This window comes from Mycolicibacterium phocaicum, assembly GCF_010731115.1.
In the GTDB taxonomy this organism is placed as follows: Bacteria; Actinomycetota; Actinomycetes; order Mycobacteriales; family Mycobacteriaceae; genus Mycobacterium; species Mycobacterium phocaicum.
In genome coordinates this window covers 732,892-750,124 of record NZ_AP022616.1, presented here as the reverse complement: position 1 = coordinate 750,124, position 17,233 = coordinate 732,892, and the positions used below count along the sequence as shown (strand labels likewise).

Sequence of the window (17,233 nt, the reverse complement as noted above, 5' to 3'; positions counted from 1 at the left end):
GGCACCCACGATGGATGGCAACGAACCACAATATGTGCTGGTAGTGCGGCCCCAGGCCAAGCAGCACACCGACCAGACGTGGACGGCCTGGTACCCGAAATCGGACTGGTCAGTGACCGGCACCACCAAATCCGAAGCGCTACAGGAACTCCGGAGCGAGTTCGAGCGGCGACTATCGGCTGGCCTGGCCAACAACGAGCCTGACGACGCGCTCCTGGCTGAGCACCTCGCCGCCCCTATTCCTGGGGTATACGCCATCGAGCACGCGGCCTATATGCGGATGCGCAGCGGCCCGAACTTCCAGCAGACACTCGACGCCTATATCGAGCAGTTGGACGCCGGGTAGCAACACCAACGCCAGATTGAGTGCAGTCTGGGTGGCTGGCCGGGCTGTCCCAGTTGAGGATGATGTGCTGGCCGCCGGCAAAGGCGCCCTGTGGTCATCACCCACCGCGACTCCACCATCTCCGTGGGTGGCCGATCTCGGTGATCCGCAGGCGGCCCGCATCTGGCTGTTGATGTGATGGGGCGGCGACTTCAGGGTCGATGCTGCTGCTTAACACCGTGGTTGCGTCCACTTGGTCGCCTAACGATAGACATGGAAGCAACCGTTCCCCATCCATCGGCGAAATGATCATATCCCCGGCGTGCAGGCTCGGAGAAGATCCGCTGGCAGTCTGGGGCGACCAAAATGGGTGCCGGCACGCTATACGCGCCAACCGATGTTGGCGCTGATGCCGCGGCGTCCCACTGACAGTGACATCGACCGACTGAAAAGCCTTTTCGCCCAACAGCACCGAGCCGCGGGTATCGGACGTCGACATCGCCGCCGCAGTCATGGCCATCACCGACAGCATGGCCCGAACCGAAATCGATCACATGACGCTGGGAGGCGGCCGCCCGCGCCGATCCGGCGCCGCAGCGCCGCACACCTGGTACTAATGTACGTAGTACGTACGTAGATTATGTGAGAGGGCGTGTTCAGGTGTACATGGTTCGACGGATGGTGGTGGCGGCAGCCGGGATGTTCGGCTTGGCGATGATGGGGGCACCGCTGGCCGCGGCGGCCGAGACGTGTCCGCATCAGATGGGGTCGGCGCAGCACCTGCCCGACGCCGGTGGCGGCGCGGCGGCCGACTGGACGCTGACCGGTCTGCACCCCAGCGCCGACCCGGCTCCCGGATACCCGCTGGCCGGGCGGTTGTGGGAGGCCACCGTGACGGTGCGGGCGGTGTCGGGTGCGGTGACTCCGATGATCCCGAACTTCAGCGCGATGGGTGAACAGCACGCCCAGTATCCGGTGTTGTGGCAGCTGGCCAGCCCGTCGGGTATCTCGGCGGCCACCCTCGCGCAGGGGCAGAGTGCCACGGGCAAGGTGTACTTCGACGTGACTGGGGCCGACCCGATGATGGTGACGTATTCCGCCGGTGGGCCCAAGCCGGCGATGATGTGGTGCGACATGGCGGCGATGGCGCCGATGATGTCCAAGCCGATGCCCATGCCGATGGACGACTGCCCCTGCTGCGACGGCGGCTGCGATTGCTGCGACAACAAAGGCATGAACAACGGAATGTAGGACCCGCGGCGCTGGGCACATCCGGCGCACCCGTTCTACTATGTAGCTACGTAGAACGATGCGGGACGGCGAGCATTCCGCTGCCCGGCCAGATGGGCGAGAAGCCACGACATGAATTTGAGGTGTGGGGCATGCGGGTTCGGGGTTTCGGGGAACTTGAAGCGGTCATCATGGACCGCATCTGGAACCGGGACGAGGACTCGCCGACCACCGTGCGGGAGGTGTTCGACGAACTGGCCGCCGAGCGCGACATCGCGTACACCACGGTGATGTCGACGATGGACAACCTGCACACCAAGGGGTGGCTGACCCGGGACCGCCGCGGCAAGGCCTACCACTATCGGCCCGTCCTGACCCGTGAGGAGCACAGCGCCCGGCTGATGCGCGACGCGCTCGACGGCGGCGGCAACAGCGATCTGGTGCTGGCCCATTTCGTGGAGCACATGAGTGCCGAGGAGTCGGCGGAGCTGCGGGCCGCGTTGCGTCGCCTGGCCAAACGGGCGGACACCCCGTGAGCACGGTGGTGTGCCTGCTTGGCTACAGCCTCGCGGTGCTGCTGGCCGGGCCACCCGTGCTGCGCCGGCTCACCGCCGGCGGGCACGCGCCCGCCTAGGGGCGGCGGCCTGGCTGACCGCGATCATCAGCGTCCTGGCCAGCTGGGTGGCCGCAGCCGCGATCACGATCGTCGAACTGGTCCGCCATTGGGGACATCTGGACCGCCTCATCGTCTCGTGCCTGATGTGGCTGTGCCGCGCGGCCAGCGGCGCCGTGGACAGCACGGCGCAGGCTGTGGTGATCGGTGCGCTCGCCGCGGCGGGCGCCGGTGCCGCGATCGCCGCGGTGCGGGTGGTGCGAGCAGCGGGTCTGCTGCGCCATCGTGCCCGCGAGCACGCCCGCGATGTGCGGCTGGTCGGGCGCGCGACCGCCGACGCCGATGTGGTGGTCATTGATGCGCCCCAGCCCGCGGCCTACTGCGTGACGGGCCGCCCGGGGGCCATCGTGTTCACCAGCGCCGCGCTGGCTGCGCTCGATGACCGCCAGCGCGCGGCGGTGCTGGCCCACGAACGCGCCCACTTGGCCGGGCACCATCTGACGGTGATGGTGGGGATGCGCGCCCTGGCCCGGGTTTTCCCCGCCTGCTGCTGATCACCGAAGGCGTCCAACAGGTTTCGCGGCTGTTGGAGATGTGCGCCGACGATGTCGCGGTCCGCGATCATGGTGCTCGCGCGTTGCTGTCCGGGCTGATCGCGCTGTGCGGCGCGGCACCGGCCGAAGCCCTCGGGGCGGCCGATGTTGCCGTGCTGGACCGTGCTGCCCGCCTGACCGGGCCCGCCGGCACAGGGCTGGCGGCGCGGGCGGGTTTGGCCGCCGCGCTGGTGACGGTCATCGCAGGGCCACTGTTCATCGCCGCCTTGGCGGCATCGGGCACAGCGCTGTGCATGGGATAGGACCACATGTCGAGGTAAGGACGATCCGAAGATGGCCAGTGACACGACTTTTCGTTACCTGACCCGCCGAGCCGCCCTGGCGGCACTGGGGGTTGGTGCCGTCGCGGGCCTGGCCTACGCAGTGCTCGGGATCGTCGAATCACCCCGGGGCGTCCGGTTGACTGACGGCGCGATGATGGGGGTCGGCGGCGCCGACATGGCCCGCTACATGGAGATGTTCGCGCGGCACACCGAACTACGCCGCACCGTCGAGGACATTCCCGGCGGGGTACGCACCACCACCGAATCCGGCGCCCCCGAACTGGCCGCCCAACTCAAAGCGCACGTGGCAAGCATGTACACCCACGTTGACCAGGGCAATGAGGTCATGTGCATGAGCGAGAGCCTGCCGACCCTGTTTCGGCACGCAGGCGGCTACCGCCGCCAACTGTCGTTCACCGACACCGGTGTGGTGGCCGAGGAAACCTCCGACGATCCTGCGATCACCGACGCGATCCGAGCCCACGCCCGGGAAGTGAGCGGCTTCGTGCGTGACGGCATGCCCGCCGGGATGCGGTCCACGATGGGCGATTCGGGATCGATGATGGGCCCCGGGCCCATGATGGGACCAGGAGGCCACTAGTAGTGGCCCCGGTGCGGCCGAGTCACTCGTCGCGCCCGAAAGCGTAGGTAGCCGGGATGGTTTCACCCGGTGCCGGCGCACCGTAGACGATGGCGATCTCGTCGTGGGCTTTCAGCAGGATCGCCGCTGGATTGCCGGACTGTAGTGCGCCGTTGACGAACACCCGCACATTCTTGCCGCCGCTAGCGTGTAACGCGCCAATGTTGATGGCCGACAGGCTGACCTGCCACTCGGAGAAGAATTCACCGAGGCTGAATTGCCGGCTGGCCGGCGATTCGACATGGATGACGCCGGTGTCGTCATGGGTATGCAGCGGGCTCATGGTGCGACGCTTCAAGTCGATGCCGATGTTCGCCGGCACCGGCACCGGCCGCCCGTCGACCAGTACATCGACATGGGCGTGAACGTGATCGACCATGCCCTCTTCACCCAACATCGGCAACCCCGCCGCAGCCACAGCGCCGGCGGCATCACGTGGCGCGGGCCACGGCGGCATCCTGTTGGCGCCCACCGCCACCGTTGCGGCCGGGTGATCCAGGCCAGTCGCCGCCACCTTGGCGTGGTTGCGGGCATTGTGCGGTAGCCAGACGAACACCGCCGCGAGCACCGCCGCCGCCACAACAACGAATGCGCCGATCCAGACCCATCTGCCGCGGCGTCCGCCATCGCGCACATGCGCCATCGCTTTTCGCTGCGCCCGTTCGGCTTTCGCCGCATCTCGCGGATGCGTGGCTCCCATGCGGTCTCTCCGATCTCGCTACCTAGGCCAACTGGACACAGATACCGACGCCCCATATCGGCATCAAAGCTGGTGCTCCCGTGACCTTCCCCCGAGACCGTGGAGGCATCAGCTATAAGGAGTAGCGATGTCAGAGAAGCGGAAGAAGTACGACCGGGAGTTCCGTGAGGGGGCTGTTCGGATCGTCGAGGAGACGGGTAAGTCGATCGCGGCGGTGGCTCGGGATCTGGGGGTGAACGAGGGCACCCTGGGCAACTGGGTGACCCGGGCGCGGGAAGCGCGGGAAGGTCGCGGTGAGCTGTCCAAGGACGATGTTGCCGAGCTCAAGCGCCTGCGTGCCGAGGTGGCTGAGTTGCGGATGGAGCGTGATGTCCTCAAGCGATCAGTGGTCCTGTGGGTGAAGGAGGCGACGAAGTGAGCGTGGCACGCTTCATCGCCGACCAGAGGACCAAATACCGTGTGCCCCATACGATCACGTGCGCGCTGTTGGGTGTTGGTGTGTCGTGGTTCTATAAGTGGCTTGGCCGGGCCGGCAACCATGATGGGGTGCACACCGACACCGACCGGCGCCGCGTGGCACTCGATGAGGCAGTCAGCACCGCATTTGTCAGAGCAAAGGGGTTGCATGGGTCGCCGCGGCTGGTCGCTGACCTGCGGGATCTGGGCTGGCAGGTGTCGGAGAACACGGTGGCCGATTCGATGCGCCGTCAGGGGTTGGTGGCCCGCAAGATCCGTCGCCGGGGTGGCCTGACCCGCCAGGACCAGACGGCACCGAAGTTCCCTGACCTGGTCAAACGGGACTTCACTGCGGCCGCGCCGAACTGTAAATGGGTGGGCGATATGACCGAGATTCCCACCGAGTGCGGGCAGAAGCTGTATCTGGCGACGGTGATCGACCTCTACAGTCGGCGGTTGTTGGGGGCGGCGATGGGACTGCACCCGGATGCCGAGTTGGCGTGCGCGGCAATCAACATGGCCGTAGCTGCCCGCGGTGGCCGCCAAGCGATCTGGCGCGATGAGGAGTCCGAACGGGTCATATTTCACACCGATCGCGGCAGCACTTATACCGCGAAGGTGTTCACCACGTTGTGCCGGACCTTGGGTATTCGGCAGTCGATGGGCCGTGGGGTCGTGTTTCGATAACGCCGCCGCGGAAGCGTTCTTCTCTTCATTGGAATGGGAAGTGTTGTCCCGCAATATGTTCCGTGATACCGTTCATGCGCAGGCTGTGGTGATCGATTGGTGTTACACCTTCTACAATCACCAGCGTCGGCACAGCGCCGCCGATGGGTTATCGCCGGTCAACTACGAGATCAGGGAATCCAACATCACGCCGGAAGCGGCATAAGGAACCCTCCACGATCTCGGGGGAACCACACCCGCGCAGCCTTCAGCTCGGCGATTTCAGCCCGCAGCTGCGCCACCTCGGGACGCTCGGCCTCAGTGCCACTGTGGTTGCCGCGCATCATCATCCACAGCATCAACCCCATCCCGACCGGGCACGCCAAGGGCGCGATCGCCACCAGGAATTCACGCATCGCGACTCCTTCCCGCATCAAGACTTCTCTGACATCCGGAAACAGCACAATCTACTATCTCCGTACCTAGATAGTAGACAAGGCCCTTGCTCGCCGCCACCGAGCAATTGAGTGTCGTCAAAGACTTGGACCCTGTTTGTCATCGTGGATTCTGACCCCGAGTGGGTCGAGCAGACCGCCGAGGCCACCGAATCGTCCGGGCCGCGTTTGCGGTTCGGTCGCACGGGCATGACCGTGGGCATCCAACTTTTGAGAGCGGCCGTGTGGGACCGATATCGATGTTTGAGGATCCTGGTTGCTCCGACCTGGATGCGATGGTCGTTCGTTGAGCTGCTACAGAATAGGAGGACCAATCTGTATCGGATCAAATGAGAAACCACCAACCGCGCGGTTATCGATCCATCTGATACATCGCAGGTCAGCGCTGTGTAACTGCATCAGTTCAAATGAGAACGGACATCGATGGCCAGTCAGCGCTTGAGCCACTCATGCGCACACCGCGGCGTTGAACGGCAGATCGCCAATTCGGATCGAAAGGCTGGGCGCTGCAGTGATATTCGCGCACCCGGTTAGCCGTGGCTAAAACGTCACAGTGACAAATTGGTTCAGTCCGGCCCGCGCGCTCAAGCGTCGCTGGGGGCTGCCGAGTTGGCGGCACGGTTGCGCCTGGGCATGTAATCGAGGCATTGATGCGCAGCGCATCAAGTTGCGACAAGACGCGCAGCGGTGTCCCGCCAACGGTGCTCGAGCGTGCTCCCGCGAAGTGTGCGCGCCGGATGGCGGGACGACCCCCGAAAGTCTTCCAATGCAATGGCGGACGACGGGGTGATGAGGCCGACGTCTGGGCCGGCGCTGCCCACCAGTTGAAAGCAAAACGCCGATAATCGACATTATGTCAGTTACTCGAATAGTAGTTTGTCGCGGTCCGATGCTGCACCCGCCCCGGCCCTACGTATGTGTTCGGTTCACGCTGCTAGTCGTTTTCGTCGTCGTGACGGTGTGCGGCCTCGATCGCTTCGGGCGGGGCTGGCTGCTGTAACCAGGTTCGAATCCGCAACAACCCGCCGGCGATAGTCCCAACGGCAAGCACTGCAACGACGATCCAGAACGCAGTGGACATGGAGCAATTGTCCGCCTCTGGCCCTTCTATCGGGCGGTGCCCTGGAAAGATGACGCGTACAGTAGCAATCTGCTACGTTGGTAGCAACATGCTACACGGGAGGTAGGTCATGTCCGACGTCGCCGATCGGGTCACCCGGGTGTCCGCTGACCTGTTCGAGGCCGCGGCCGCCGAGGGTGCCCGGCAGAGTCGCTCCGCCAAGCAGCAACTCGACCATTGGGCGCGGGTGGGCCGCGCTGTATCGACCCAGCACACCGCTTCACGACGCAGGGTGGAGGCTGCCCTCGCCGGTCAGATCGACATCGCCGTTCTTAACACCGAAGAAGGCGTGGTGTTCAATGCGGAGGTTTCCGCGGCGATCGAGGAGAGTCTGGCCCGCACCGATTACGGTGCCGTGCTCGCCTCTCGTGGGATCACCACGGTGGCATTGGATGAGGACGGCCAGATCGTCGAGCATCGCCCGGACGGCACCGAGTCCGTGGTTGGTGCGGTGCACTCGCTGCGTCGGTGAAACGCCTGGACCTCGTCGTCGGCTCGAACGGTGCCGGAAAATCGACGTTCGTCGAACTCACGCTGGCTCCGCTGCTACCGAGCAGCGTGTTCGTCAACGCGGATGAGATCGCCAAGCAGCGCTGGCCTACCGACGCTTTGGGCCACGCCTACGAGGCCGCGCGGATCGCCGCGGCGACGCGGGAAGCGTTGATCGAGCAGGGGCGTTCATTCATCGCCGAGACTGTGTTCTCGCACCCCTCCAAGCTGGAGCTGATCGATGCGGCCCATCATGCGGGGTACGTCGTGGTGTTGCACATTGTGCTGATTCCGGAGAACTTGGCCGTTCACCGCGTCCGCTACCGGGTTGCCGCCGGTGGCCACGATGTGCCCGAGGAGAAGATCCGGGAACGGTATCGCCGGCTGTGGACGTTGGTGGCTGCAGCGATCGTTCGCGTCGACAGCGCAACGATTTACGACAATTCCGCGGCCAGCGGACCGCAGATCGTCGCGCAGATGAGTGGCGGGCTGAGTGTCGACACGCCCCGATGGCCGTCGTGGACTCCGGAACAGCTGCGTAGTCGCTGGCCGTAGGTCGGCGCAGCTCGCACCGTCGACCCAACGTTTGTCGTCGGTCGGGCACGGGTAGCCACTACAGGAGAACGCCGCAGAGCCCTGACCGCTCCCGAAGCGGCATGAATATTTTGGATCGGCTCTTAGCGGCAACGTATGCGCAGCCACCACAGGAGAACTCATGTTGTCGAACATCTCGATCGCGTCGACGCTTGTCGCCGCTGGCGCGGCAGCCGCGGTAGTACTCGCGCCGGCCGCTTACGCAGACGGCGGCTCCGCCCCGTGTGCGGATGAAGGCAGTGCCACCGTCTGCCAGGCGCCGGGAAACGCCAATGTCATCGCGACCCCACCCGAGCAGAGCAGTAGCGGCGCTGCCGGGGGCGGCGGAAATAGCCAGAACGGCCCGTACGGACCGAATGGCTCACAACCGCCAGTCGGCTAGGGCGGAGTCGCCACTTCTCCCCTGTGGCGATTCGAATTGGCGGGCGGCCCGACTGCAGGGCAGGTGCCGGCCGGGTGGACACTATGACGTGGCCCTTTCTGCAACAGTATTCAAAGTTGAACTCGGCGTCTCCGATGTCGATCACGGTTACTACGCCGACCACGCGTTGACCGTGGCCCGCCATCCCAGTGAGACCGATGAGCGGATGGTCGTGCGGTTGTTGGCTTTTGGGCTTCGTGCACACCGACTCAGCGACGTCGACGGCGAGTTGGCGTTCGGGCCGGGCCTGTCCACCCCTGGCGTACCGGACGTGCGGCTCGCCGACTACACCGGCCGGATCCTGGAATGGATCAACGTCGGCCAGCCCGACGAACGCGTCTTGGCTAAGGCGGCCAGCCAGGCCGACCAGGTGCTGCTCTACCCGTTCGCCGCCGGCGTGGCCACCTGGTGGCGAACCGTCGGTCCCAAAGTGGCGGGGCTGGCGAACCTGTCGGTGCTACAGATACCGCACGAGTCGGTGCAGCAACTGGCCCAAAGCGTCGATCGACGGGTCTCGGCACAGGTGATGGTGATCGAAGGTCAGGTGACGATGACCGTTGGCGGAGTCGACGTGACCTTCACCCCCGAGCCATTGGAGTGAAGGATTTCGGTTGCCGTGCAACGCTTTCCGCCCGCCGGCGAAGTCAGTTGCCAAGTTCGGCAACAAGGCGCGTCGCTCGCCGAGATGCCTGCGGTCGGTGCCAGGATCGAGATATGAAGAAGAACACCGCGCGGCTGATCCCCAGAGGTACCGACGAATCGCGCCGTGTGGTGGAACGGGTCCAGCTTGTCATGGACCTGACGTCGCAACTGAATGTGCTGCGGCACTCGGATGTGGATGGCCGCAACGCATTGCTGAAGGAAATCCTGGGGCGGTCGCTGCCGGAAACCACGACGATCTACCCGCCGTTTTATTGCGACTACGGCCTCAACTTGCGTCTGGGTGACCGGGTTTTCGTCAACCAGAACTGCTCGTTTTATGACCTCGGCGGCATCACAATCGGAGACCGCACATTGATCGGGCCGGGCGTCACCCTCTGCACTGCCGGCCATCCCGTCGAACCGGCGGCCCGATTCGACGGCATCACGGTCTCCCCGATCCACGTTGGCACAAATGTGTGGATCGGGGCCAACGCGACCATTGCTCCTGGAGTCACGATCGGCTCGGGATCGGTTGTTGCCGCGGGCGCGGTGGTGGCATCGGATGTCCCGCCGAACTCACTCGTCAGCAGCGCTGGTCACATACAGCGACGCGCTCTCGCGTAAGTCCCGGTACGGGAGCGCTGCTCGCGTACCGGGACTGCGCTGACATCCGCCTCGGATCAAGGAACCGAGACGCACCCCACGCCGGGCACACAGCCTCCACCGCCGCCGGGACCGCCGCCGCCGGACGGACCGCCAGGAATGCTGCCGCCCCCGCCACCGGGTCCCCCAGCGCCGGTCGGGCCGCCCGGAATTGAGCCACCGCCGCCTCCGGGGCCGCCGCCACCCGTGGGTCCGCCGGGCACGCTGCCGCCCCCGCCGCCGGGTCCCCCGCTACCGGTCGGGCCGCCCGGGATCGAACCGCCGCCACCTTCAGGGCCACCACCACCCGTGGCTCCACCTGGAGCGGTGCCGGTGCCGGGTGAGGTCGTAGGTGACATGGTCGTCGGCGTCGTCGTCACCGTAGTAGTAGTGGTCGAGTTGGTCGTTGTCGTTTTGCTGCCTTCGTCAGTGCCGCATCCCGTGGCGAGAGGAAGTACCGCGACACCGGCGATCAGGCCGATCCAGGCTGAGTGCCTACGCCACGATGCTCGCGATTGCGGGCGGATGCTCGTGTCAGCTGTCAATCTCATGGTGATGTTTGCCTCCCTCTCGGCTGTCGTTGCGTTATTCCCCGAGATCGAGACTTCCAATCCTCAACGCCGAAAGAGGCGAATCGCGTCGTTTGGATCGCGGAGCCCCCGCGTCCGGCGTGACCGTCGGCGAGAACGACATCCAGCCGAATCTACGCCTGTAGACTTGCTGGGTGGAGTTGCGAACCTACACATTGGCTGACGCCGCCGCACTGGCGAGCTACGTCTCGGACTTCTGGCCTCGCCACATTCGCACGCTGCGCAAACACGGCATCACTGTGCGCGGCGTCTGGATCGACCCCGAGTCGAGCGAGCCTCGCGTCGTCGCGCTCGTCGATTATATGGGCGGCGATCCCCGCCGCCTCGCCCAGAGTTACCGCGCAAGCGATGATTTCGTCGAGGATCACCGGCATTTCGATACGTCGCTCATCGTCGCGACGCAGACGCAAACGCTGCAGCCGATCGCGAGTTCCCCGCTTCAGTAGCGATGCTTGGTGCGTCGCCGGGAGGAGATACCCACATGGCCACATCCACTTCGCCTACGCGCAATGCGGCCGCCACGCGTGAGGCGATCCTGCGGTCGGCGATCGAGAATTTCGCCCGCGCCGGATACGACGGCGTGGGAGTTCGCCAGATCGCGCACGACGCCGGCGTGACCGCCATGCTGGTCAACCGGTACTTCGGCTCGAAGGAAGGGCTGTTCGCCGAGGCAGTCGAAACCTCCTTTGCCACACCCACTTTCATCGGAGAGCAATCTGACGATCTGGTCGCTGACACGGTCCGGGCGCTGGTGGCGAGGACCGGATCCGGCGACGATGCGCCGCCGCCGTTCATGATCATGCTGAGGTCCGCCTCGAGCCCGGTCGCCACGACGATCGTGCGCGACGCCATCGAACGCCACGTTGGCGCCCGGCTGGCTCGGCAACTCGACTCGCCTGATCAGAATCTGCGCGGCGAGATCCTGCTTGCGTTGATCAGCGGAATGCTCACGATGCGCGGCGTGGTCGGGACGAGCGCGCTTCGCAAAAGCAAGCCCGCGGATATCGAAAGGGTGCTTGAGCCGGCCTTCGCTGCGCTCATCGGCGGTTCGCGAGCCTCAACGTCGGAACGGGAATGAACCCGCCTAAGTCTACGTTCGTATACATCGAAGGTATACAGATGTAGACAAGGAGGACCCGGGTGGAGCTCGGATTGAGGCACAAGCGCGCATTGGTCACCGGTTCGAGTGCGGGTCTCGGTCGCGCGATCGCTGAGATGCTGGCTGCAGAGGGCGCGTCCGTGGTGGTACACGGACGTGACGCCGACCGGACGCAAGCGGTCGTTTCCGCGATCGGCGCCAACGGCGGTGAAGCGGTCGCCGTACTCGGCGACCTCTCGACCGACGAAGGCGCCGCAGCCGTCGCGCATGCCGCGGGCGAGATCGACATCCTGGTCAACAATGCCGGCGACTACGACGGTTCGTCCTGGGCGGAACTCACCACCCACGAGTGGGCGAGAATCCACCAGACCAACGTCGTGTCCGTCGTGCGGATGATCGACCATCTTGTCCCGGGTATGCGCCGACGGGGCTGGGGCCGGGTCATCCAGATCGGCGGTGGTCTCGCCGTTCAACCGGTCGCCCAGCAGCCGCACTACAGCGCCACGTTGGCTGCGCGACACAACTTGACCGTCTCGCTCGCCCGAGAGTTGTCCGGAACCGGCGTCACCGCCAACATCGTCGCGCCCGGAGCCATCCTCACCGACAGCACACGGGCCATGGTGCTGCAGGCCGGCGCCGTGCACGGCTGGGGAACCTCCTGGAAAGACATTGAAAAAGCCGCGGCCACAACATGGTTCCCCAACGACATCGGCCGACTCGGCCGTCCTGAGGAGATCGCCGCCGCGGTCTGCTTCCTCGCCAGCTCCCATGCCGCGTACATCAGCGGTGCCGATCTCCGCGTCGACGGCGGCACCATCCGCAACGTCAACTGAAACCACCAGTCAACAAAGAACGGTCACTGTCATGTCGCATGTCTTCCTCATCTCCGGAGCTTCTCGCGGTCTCGGGCGCGCCATCGTCGAAGCGGCCCTGGCCGCCGGACATCACGTCGTCGCGGGCGTTCGCTCGGTATCAGCGCTCGACGATCTCGCGGCCCGCGAACCTGAGCGCCTGGCCGTTGTCCCGCTCGACGTCACCGACGACGAGCAGGTCCGTGGAGCCATCGACACCGCGATCCAGCGTTGGGGTCGCGTCGACGTTCTGGTCAACAACGCCGGGTACGCCAATATGGCTGCCGTCGAAGACGTTGACGTCGATGACTTCCGCGCCCAGGTCGAGACGAACTTCTTCGGCGTCGTACGGCTCACCCAAGCCGTGCTTCCGCTCATGCGGAGGCAGCGTGCAGGCCACATCATCCAAATATCGTCCGTCGGTGGACGTTTGGCGCGGCCGGGCCTGGCTGCGTATCAGTCCTCGAAGTGGGCCGTCACCGGCTACTCCGGAGTCCTCGCACAGGAGGTCGCGCCGCTCGGCATCAAGGTGACCGTGCTGGAGCCCGGTGGCATGCGCACCGATTGGTCAGGCTCGTCAATGCGCATCGCCCCGGTCCGCGACGAGTACCGGGACACCGTGGGAGCCGCGGCGCAGCTGAGCCAATCCGCCAACCTCGGCGCCAGCGATCCGGTGAAGGTCGCGGCGCTGTTGCTCGACATCGTCGAGATGGACACTCCACCGGCTCGCTTGCTGGTCGGCCCAGATGCCTACCGATACGCCACCGCGGCCGGTCGCGGCCTGCTCGCCGCTGACGAACGGTACGCGGACCTGAGCAACTCGACCGCGGCCGACGACGCCACCGCCGATCAGCTCAATCCGCTTGGTGCGTAACGCATCAGGTCGGTGCCAGAATGAGTCAGAAGCCGCTGCGTACAGGTGCTGGGTCATCGGTGGGATATAGCCGGTCGATTTATTCGTGAAGGTGATCGCCGACCAAGTCGATCAATCCGGCTGCGCGCAAAGAGTTTCCGGAGTGATCACGTAGATAAAGAGCAGAAGACTTCGGCACGTCCGGGCGTTATGACGGAAGTTTGGAAGCGAGAACGTCGACGTTCTCCATCGCAGGTTGCACGGTGAACAGTTCGTCAGCGCGCGCCATGAGTTCGGTGCCCACGCCGCCCGCGAGGTGTGCCTGTCGGCCGGCGTCATCGGCAAATACGTCGAAGATGCCGAACGTCGACGCGTCGAACTGGATGGCGAACCAGGCCCGGGTGTCGGGCTCTTGCTCGACGATGGCCTGCGCGTCCGCCAAGAATTGAGCAACCTCTGCCTCTTTGCCCGGTTTTGCCTGTACCCGAACCAACAGCCCAACTCATATCATGGCTCCTCCTTCGATTGGTGTCCGGCGCGGTCAGCCGGCCGTGGCGGGTTTGAGGACGACTTTGGTCCACCCGTCGTCGCGGTGGTGATTGCAAACACGTTTGAACACCGACCGGCTACCCCCGGCCCGCCACAGGTAAACACGCACCGCGTCTGCGGCACTCACTTAGGTATTTTGCAAACCGTCCTCCGCGGTGTTGCTCACCCTGTCCCCGACGGATAGTTCCTTCCACTTCGCACGGTCGACGCGCACAGTGATCGTCTGTCCGTTGTCGAGCCGAATACGCAGGCGTCGGTACAGATTCGCCCCGTCGAGAAGCGCCCGGTATTTCTTGACGACGGTGCCTTCCCACTCTGATGTCGACATCTCAACTTCCTTCAGGTGATCGCGTGACGTGGTAGCGCAGATGAGCCACCCCGGGGGCCTGCAGCACCCGCACGAGCTCCATCTTCGGTAGGCCGGGCCGGAATCCGTCGAACAAGCGCTCCCCCGAACCGAGGATGACCGCCGACACTTGCAGGTCGATCTCGTCCACCAAGCCCGCCTTGATCGCCTGGCGTGCGCACGATGCGCCGCCGGCGATCGAGATGTCCTTCCCGCCGGCAGCCGCCTGCGCCTGTGCGTACGCGGATTCGATGCCGTCGGTGACGAAATGGAATGTCGTACCGCCCTTCATCTCGATCGGGTCGTGGGCGTGGTGCGTGAGCACGAAGACCGGGCAGTGATACGGCGGAGTGTCACCCCACCAGCCCTGCCAGTCCGAGCCGTCCCATTCCCCACGAATCGGTCCGAACATGTTGCGCCCCATGATGGTTGCGCCCATGCCGTCCAGCATCTCGGACATCACCTGCCGGTTGAGGGGGTGATCTCTGCTGGCACCGATATGCCAATCATGGAGGTCGAGCCCGCCCACCCCTAGCGGATTCTCTTCGCTCTGACCGGGCCCGGCGACATACCCGTCGGCCGAGATCGACATCGAGAGATTCGTTCGTGCCACGTCAAGTTCCGTTCCGTCGATCGGTTCATGCGATTGCCGCTGTCTTCATTGAGACCGCTGCCGCATCCGAAACTCATCGGCGTCGGCAGTATTGCGATTCGGGCGTCGAAGGCATCTCCCTGTTGTAGCTTGGCTGGCGCTGGGTCAGGTCAATTCGATTCGACCGGAAGGCAAGCCATGACGCTCGAAGTCATCAAGACCATCCCTGTCGGCGGCTCCCCGAGTCGAGTGGCACTCACTCCCGATGGTGGCCGCGCTTACGTCCTCAACGGCGGCGGCGACTCCGTCTCGGTCATCAGCACCGTGACCAATACGGTCACCACCACCATTCCCGTCGGGGACCTCCCCGACTCGGTGGCGATCTCCCCCGACGGCACACGTGCCTACGTCACGATCGAGAATGCCGGCACGGTCTCGGTGATCAGCACCGCCACCAACACCATCACAGCGAACATTCCCGTCGGTGACTTCGCGGGCGGAATCGCGCTCACTCCCAACGGCGCTCGTGCCTATGTTGCTGCGGCCCATAGTCCGGCGACGTCCGGAGACGTCGTGGTGATCGACACGGCTACCAACACGGTCACGGCGACGAACCCCGTCGACGGACATCCCCACAGCGTCGCGGTCAGCCCGAACGGTGCGCGCGCGTACGTAACGAACTGGGACCTGGACGGTTCCGTGTGGGTGATCAACACCGCCACCAATACGGTGATCAAGACCGTCGAGGTGGGTGATTTGCCCAGCGGTGTTGCCGTCAGCCCCAACAGTTCCCGCGTCTACGTCACCAACGCGGCTCCCATCGGAACGGTTTCGGTGATCAATTCGACGACCAATACCGTCACCGAGACCATCCCTGTGGGGAACTCACCGATCGGCGTTGCGGTCAGTCCCAACGGCGCCCGGGTTTACATCACCAACCGTGGCTACCCCGGACCCGGCTCATTGCAGGTGATCAACGCCGCCACCAACGATGTCACCGAAACGCTCGAGGTAGGCGAAGATGCGTGGGCTCTCGCGGTCAGTTCCGACGAAGAGCGAATCTATGTCACCAATCTCGGCGACGACTCGGTGTCCGTGATCGGCGACCACGTTCGCCACTTCCCCGACGTGCCCGACGTCGTCGGCGACATCCTCGGCGGCGTCGCCGGCGATGGTGGCGGATGGCTGATCATCGGCAACCACTTCTACAAGATCCCGCCGCGCCCACTCGCGGTGGTGCGAATCGCGCGCGCGATAGCGCCCTACCTCGGCAAGCCGATCGAGAACCGGGATCTGGCCAAACAACTGCGCAACACTCTCAATCGACGCCGATAGCGACGGGGGTTCTCGCTCGCTGTCACCCGCCGTTGCCGGCCGATCCGCGGAACAGATTCGCGATGCCTCAGGTTGGACTCTAGAACGCCCATCGAACCTGGAGGAGGATGACACATGTGCGAATCAGTCTTGCTCGGCGACCAATTGGCCACCAGTGCAATGGGTTTCGGAGGAATGGCGCTGACACCGGTGTACGGCGGAGCCATCGATGAGGATGAATCACTGGCCACGCTGAACCACGCCATCGACGTCGGGGTGACCTTCATCGACACCGCCAACATCTACGGAGACGGGGACAACGAACGGCTGATCGCCCGTGTGCTCGCCGGCCGCCGCGACGAGGTCACGCTGGCCACCAAGTTCGGCATCCAGGGCAACCCAGCCGGCCGCGCGCAGGGTCGCATCAGTCCGCGGGGCGACGCGGCCTACGTACGTCAGTGCATCGACGAGAGCCTGCAGCAATTGCAGACCGACGTGATCGACCTGTACTACCTGCACCGGCGCGACCCAGCCGTGCCGATCGAGGAGACCGTCGGCGCGATGGCCGAATTGGTCGCGGCCGGCAAGGTGCGTCACCTCGGGCTGTCTGAGGTCAGCGCGGCCGAACTGCGCGCCGCGAACGCGGTGCACCCGATCGCCGCGCTGCAGAGCGAGTGGTCGGTCTGGACGCGCGACATCGAGTCCGTCATCGTCCCCACTGCTGTCGAGCTCGGCGTGGGTATTGTTCCGTTCTCTCCGCTGGGCCGCGGCTTCCTGACGGGCTCCGTGCGGTCGGCGGCCGATATGGGCGAGAACGACTTCCGGCGCACGATGCCGCGCTTCGCCGGATCAGCGCTGGAGGCCAATCAGGCGGTCGTTGACGCCGTGGTGTCGGTCGCCGCCACGGTCGGAGCGACGCCGGCACAGGTGGCGTTGGCATGGCTGCGTCAGCGCGCCGATGACCTGGGCGTTGCGGCGGTGCCGATTCCGGGCACGCGCCGCGCCGCGCGGGTCGACGAAAACCTCGCCTCGTTGTCGGTGACGTTGACTGCCGAGCAGGTGAGCGCGCTCGGGGATGCGGGTAACGCAGTGACCGGGGCCCGCTACGCCGACATGTCCGCGATCGGTTCCAGCGGAGACTCTTCGCCGGACGACAGCGCTCAGTAAGC

23 protein-coding genes and 1 pseudogene are annotated in these 17,233 nt (G+C 65.1%); 18 read left to right on the top strand and 6 right to left on the bottom strand.

Features of this window, described 5'->3' with window-relative positions; genetic code table 11:
* Positions 1-10 precede the first annotated feature (10 nt).
* From G6N46_RS03670 to G6N46_RS03650, 6 genes are all read left to right on the top strand, one after another.
* Positions 11-346, top strand: a complete 336-nt coding sequence (locus G6N46_RS03670; protein ID WP_138250394.1) for a hypothetical protein — start codon at positions 11-13, stop codon at positions 344-346.
* Between the two features lie 645 nt (positions 347-991).
* Positions 992-1,576: a DUF1942 domain-containing protein gene (locus G6N46_RS03665; protein ID WP_174814107.1), complete on the top strand. Its 585-nt coding sequence runs from the start codon at positions 992-994 to the stop codon at positions 1,574-1,576.
* Between the two features lie 131 nt (positions 1,577-1,707).
* On the top strand, positions 1,708-2,091 hold the full coding sequence (locus G6N46_RS03660) for a BlaI/MecI/CopY family transcriptional regulator (RefSeq protein WP_138250392.1): 384 nt from the start codon (positions 1,708-1,710) through the stop codon (positions 2,089-2,091).
* Between the two features lie 10 nt (positions 2,092-2,101).
* A complete protein-coding gene (locus G6N46_RS03655) occupies positions 2,102-2,722 on the top strand; it encodes a M48 family metalloprotease (RefSeq protein ID WP_235688627.1) in 621 nt (206 codons plus the stop codon).
* Positions 2,723-2,760: 38 nt separating this feature from the next.
* A complete protein-coding gene (locus tag G6N46_RS28530) occupies positions 2,761-3,024 on the top strand; it encodes a hypothetical protein (RefSeq protein WP_235688626.1) in 264 nt (87 codons plus the stop codon).
* 31 nt (positions 3,025-3,055) lie between these two features.
* Positions 3,056-3,646 carry a hypothetical protein gene (locus tag G6N46_RS03650; protein ID WP_138250390.1) on the top strand — a complete coding sequence of 197 codons (591 nt, stop codon included), beginning with the start codon at positions 3,056-3,058 and terminating at the stop codon, positions 3,644-3,646.
* 22 nt (positions 3,647-3,668) lie between these two features.
* On the opposite strand, the gene G6N46_RS03645 is transcribed toward G6N46_RS03650, so the two are convergent.
* Complete coding sequence (locus G6N46_RS03645) at positions 3,669-4,265, bottom strand: hypothetical protein (protein WP_235688625.1); 597 nt, start codon at positions 4,263-4,265, stop codon at positions 3,669-3,671.
* 247 nt (positions 4,266-4,512) lie between these two features.
* On the opposite strand from G6N46_RS03645, the gene G6N46_RS03640 reads away from it, so the two are divergent.
* Together G6N46_RS03640 and G6N46_RS03635 are read left to right on the top strand one after the other, a co-directional pair.
* Positions 4,513-4,803: a transposase gene (locus tag G6N46_RS03640; protein ID WP_103850853.1), complete on the top strand. Its 291-nt coding sequence runs from the start codon at positions 4,513-4,515 to the stop codon at positions 4,801-4,803.
* A pseudogene (locus G6N46_RS03635) lies at positions 4,800-5,733 on the top strand (IS3 family transposase). The gene G6N46_RS03640 and the pseudogene G6N46_RS03635 overlap by 4 nt, the downstream one beginning before the upstream one ends.
* Here the strand turns inward: G6N46_RS03635 and G6N46_RS03630 are convergent.
* Together G6N46_RS03630 and G6N46_RS28235 are read right to left on the bottom strand one after the other, a co-directional pair.
* Positions 5,714-5,923, bottom strand: coding sequence for a hypothetical protein (locus G6N46_RS03630; RefSeq protein ID WP_138250388.1), 210 nt, complete (start codon positions 5,921-5,923; stop codon positions 5,714-5,716). The pseudogene G6N46_RS03635 and the gene G6N46_RS03630 overlap by 20 nt on opposite strands.
* Before the next feature lie 973 nt (positions 5,924-6,896).
* Entirely contained in the window at positions 6,897-7,043 is a 147-nt protein-coding gene (locus G6N46_RS28235; protein WP_135356159.1) for a hypothetical protein, read from the bottom strand.
* 109 nt (positions 7,044-7,152) lie between these two features.
* Between G6N46_RS28235 and G6N46_RS03625 the strand changes: the two genes are divergently transcribed.
* The 8 genes from G6N46_RS03625 to G6N46_RS03590 all read left to right on the top strand — a co-directional run bounded on the left by G6N46_RS03625 (position 7,153) and on the right by G6N46_RS03590 (position 13,284).
* Positions 7,153-7,554, top strand: coding sequence for a TA system antitoxin ParD family protein (locus tag G6N46_RS03625; protein ID WP_064859148.1), 402 nt, complete (start codon positions 7,153-7,155; stop codon positions 7,552-7,554).
* Positions 7,551-8,126, top strand: a complete 576-nt coding sequence (locus tag G6N46_RS03620) for an ATPase (protein WP_138249312.1) — start codon at positions 7,551-7,553, stop codon at positions 8,124-8,126. The genes G6N46_RS03625 and G6N46_RS03620 overlap by 4 nt, the downstream gene beginning before the upstream one ends.
* Positions 8,127-8,635: 509 nt before the next feature.
* Positions 8,636-9,187, top strand: a complete 552-nt coding sequence (locus tag G6N46_RS03615; protein WP_138249314.1) for a YaeQ family protein — start codon at positions 8,636-8,638, stop codon at positions 9,185-9,187.
* 113 nt (positions 9,188-9,300) lie between these two features.
* Positions 9,301-9,852, top strand: coding sequence for a DapH/DapD/GlmU-related protein (locus tag G6N46_RS03610; RefSeq protein ID WP_138249315.1), 552 nt, complete (start codon positions 9,301-9,303; stop codon positions 9,850-9,852).
* A gap of 742 nt (positions 9,853-10,594) precedes the next feature.
* Entirely contained in the window at positions 10,595-10,906 is a 312-nt protein-coding gene (locus tag G6N46_RS03605) for an NIPSNAP family protein (RefSeq protein WP_135356223.1), read from the top strand.
* A gap of 2 nt (positions 10,907-10,908) precedes the next feature.
* The gene (locus G6N46_RS03600) at positions 10,909-11,538 is read left to right on the top strand and encodes a TetR/AcrR family transcriptional regulator (protein WP_235688622.1); all 630 of its coding nucleotides are present in this window, start codon (positions 10,909-10,911) and stop codon (positions 11,536-11,538) included.
* A gap of 62 nt (positions 11,539-11,600) precedes the next feature.
* Positions 11,601-12,392: an SDR family NAD(P)-dependent oxidoreductase gene (locus G6N46_RS03595; protein ID WP_138249316.1), complete on the top strand. Its 792-nt coding sequence runs from the start codon at positions 11,601-11,603 to the stop codon at positions 12,390-12,392.
* A 31-nt stretch (positions 12,393-12,423) separates the two neighbouring features.
* Entirely contained in the window at positions 12,424-13,284 is an 861-nt protein-coding gene (locus G6N46_RS03590) for an SDR family NAD(P)-dependent oxidoreductase (RefSeq protein ID WP_138249317.1), read from the top strand.
* 187 nt (positions 13,285-13,471) lie between these two features.
* Here G6N46_RS03590 and G6N46_RS03585 read toward each other — a convergent pair whose 3' ends face one another.
* The 3 genes from G6N46_RS03585 to G6N46_RS03575 form a co-directional block, all read right to left on the bottom strand.
* Complete coding sequence (locus tag G6N46_RS03585) at positions 13,472-13,759, bottom strand: putative quinol monooxygenase (RefSeq protein WP_197746740.1); 288 nt, start codon at positions 13,757-13,759, stop codon at positions 13,472-13,474.
* Between the two features lie 180 nt (positions 13,760-13,939).
* Positions 13,940-14,140 carry a DUF7489 domain-containing protein gene (locus tag G6N46_RS03580; protein ID WP_138249318.1) on the bottom strand — a complete coding sequence of 67 codons (201 nt, stop codon included), beginning with the start codon at positions 14,138-14,140 and terminating at the stop codon, positions 13,940-13,942.
* 1 nt (position 14,141) lies between these two features.
* A complete protein-coding gene (locus G6N46_RS03575; RefSeq protein WP_135356217.1) occupies positions 14,142-14,771 on the bottom strand; it encodes a dihydrofolate reductase family protein in 630 nt (209 codons plus the stop codon).
* Positions 14,772-14,948: 177 nt separating this feature from the next.
* Here G6N46_RS03575 and G6N46_RS03570 point away from each other — a divergent pair, with 177 nt between their 5' ends.
* Both G6N46_RS03570 and G6N46_RS03565 read left to right on the top strand, forming a co-directional pair.
* Entirely contained in the window at positions 14,949-16,085 is a 1,137-nt protein-coding gene (locus tag G6N46_RS03570; protein WP_163692576.1) for a beta-propeller fold lactonase family protein, read from the top strand.
* Positions 16,086-16,199: 114 nt separating this feature from the next.
* Complete coding sequence (locus tag G6N46_RS03565) at positions 16,200-17,231, top strand: aldo/keto reductase (protein WP_138249320.1); 1,032 nt, start codon at positions 16,200-16,202, stop codon at positions 17,229-17,231.
* Positions 17,232-17,233 lie beyond the last annotated feature (2 nt).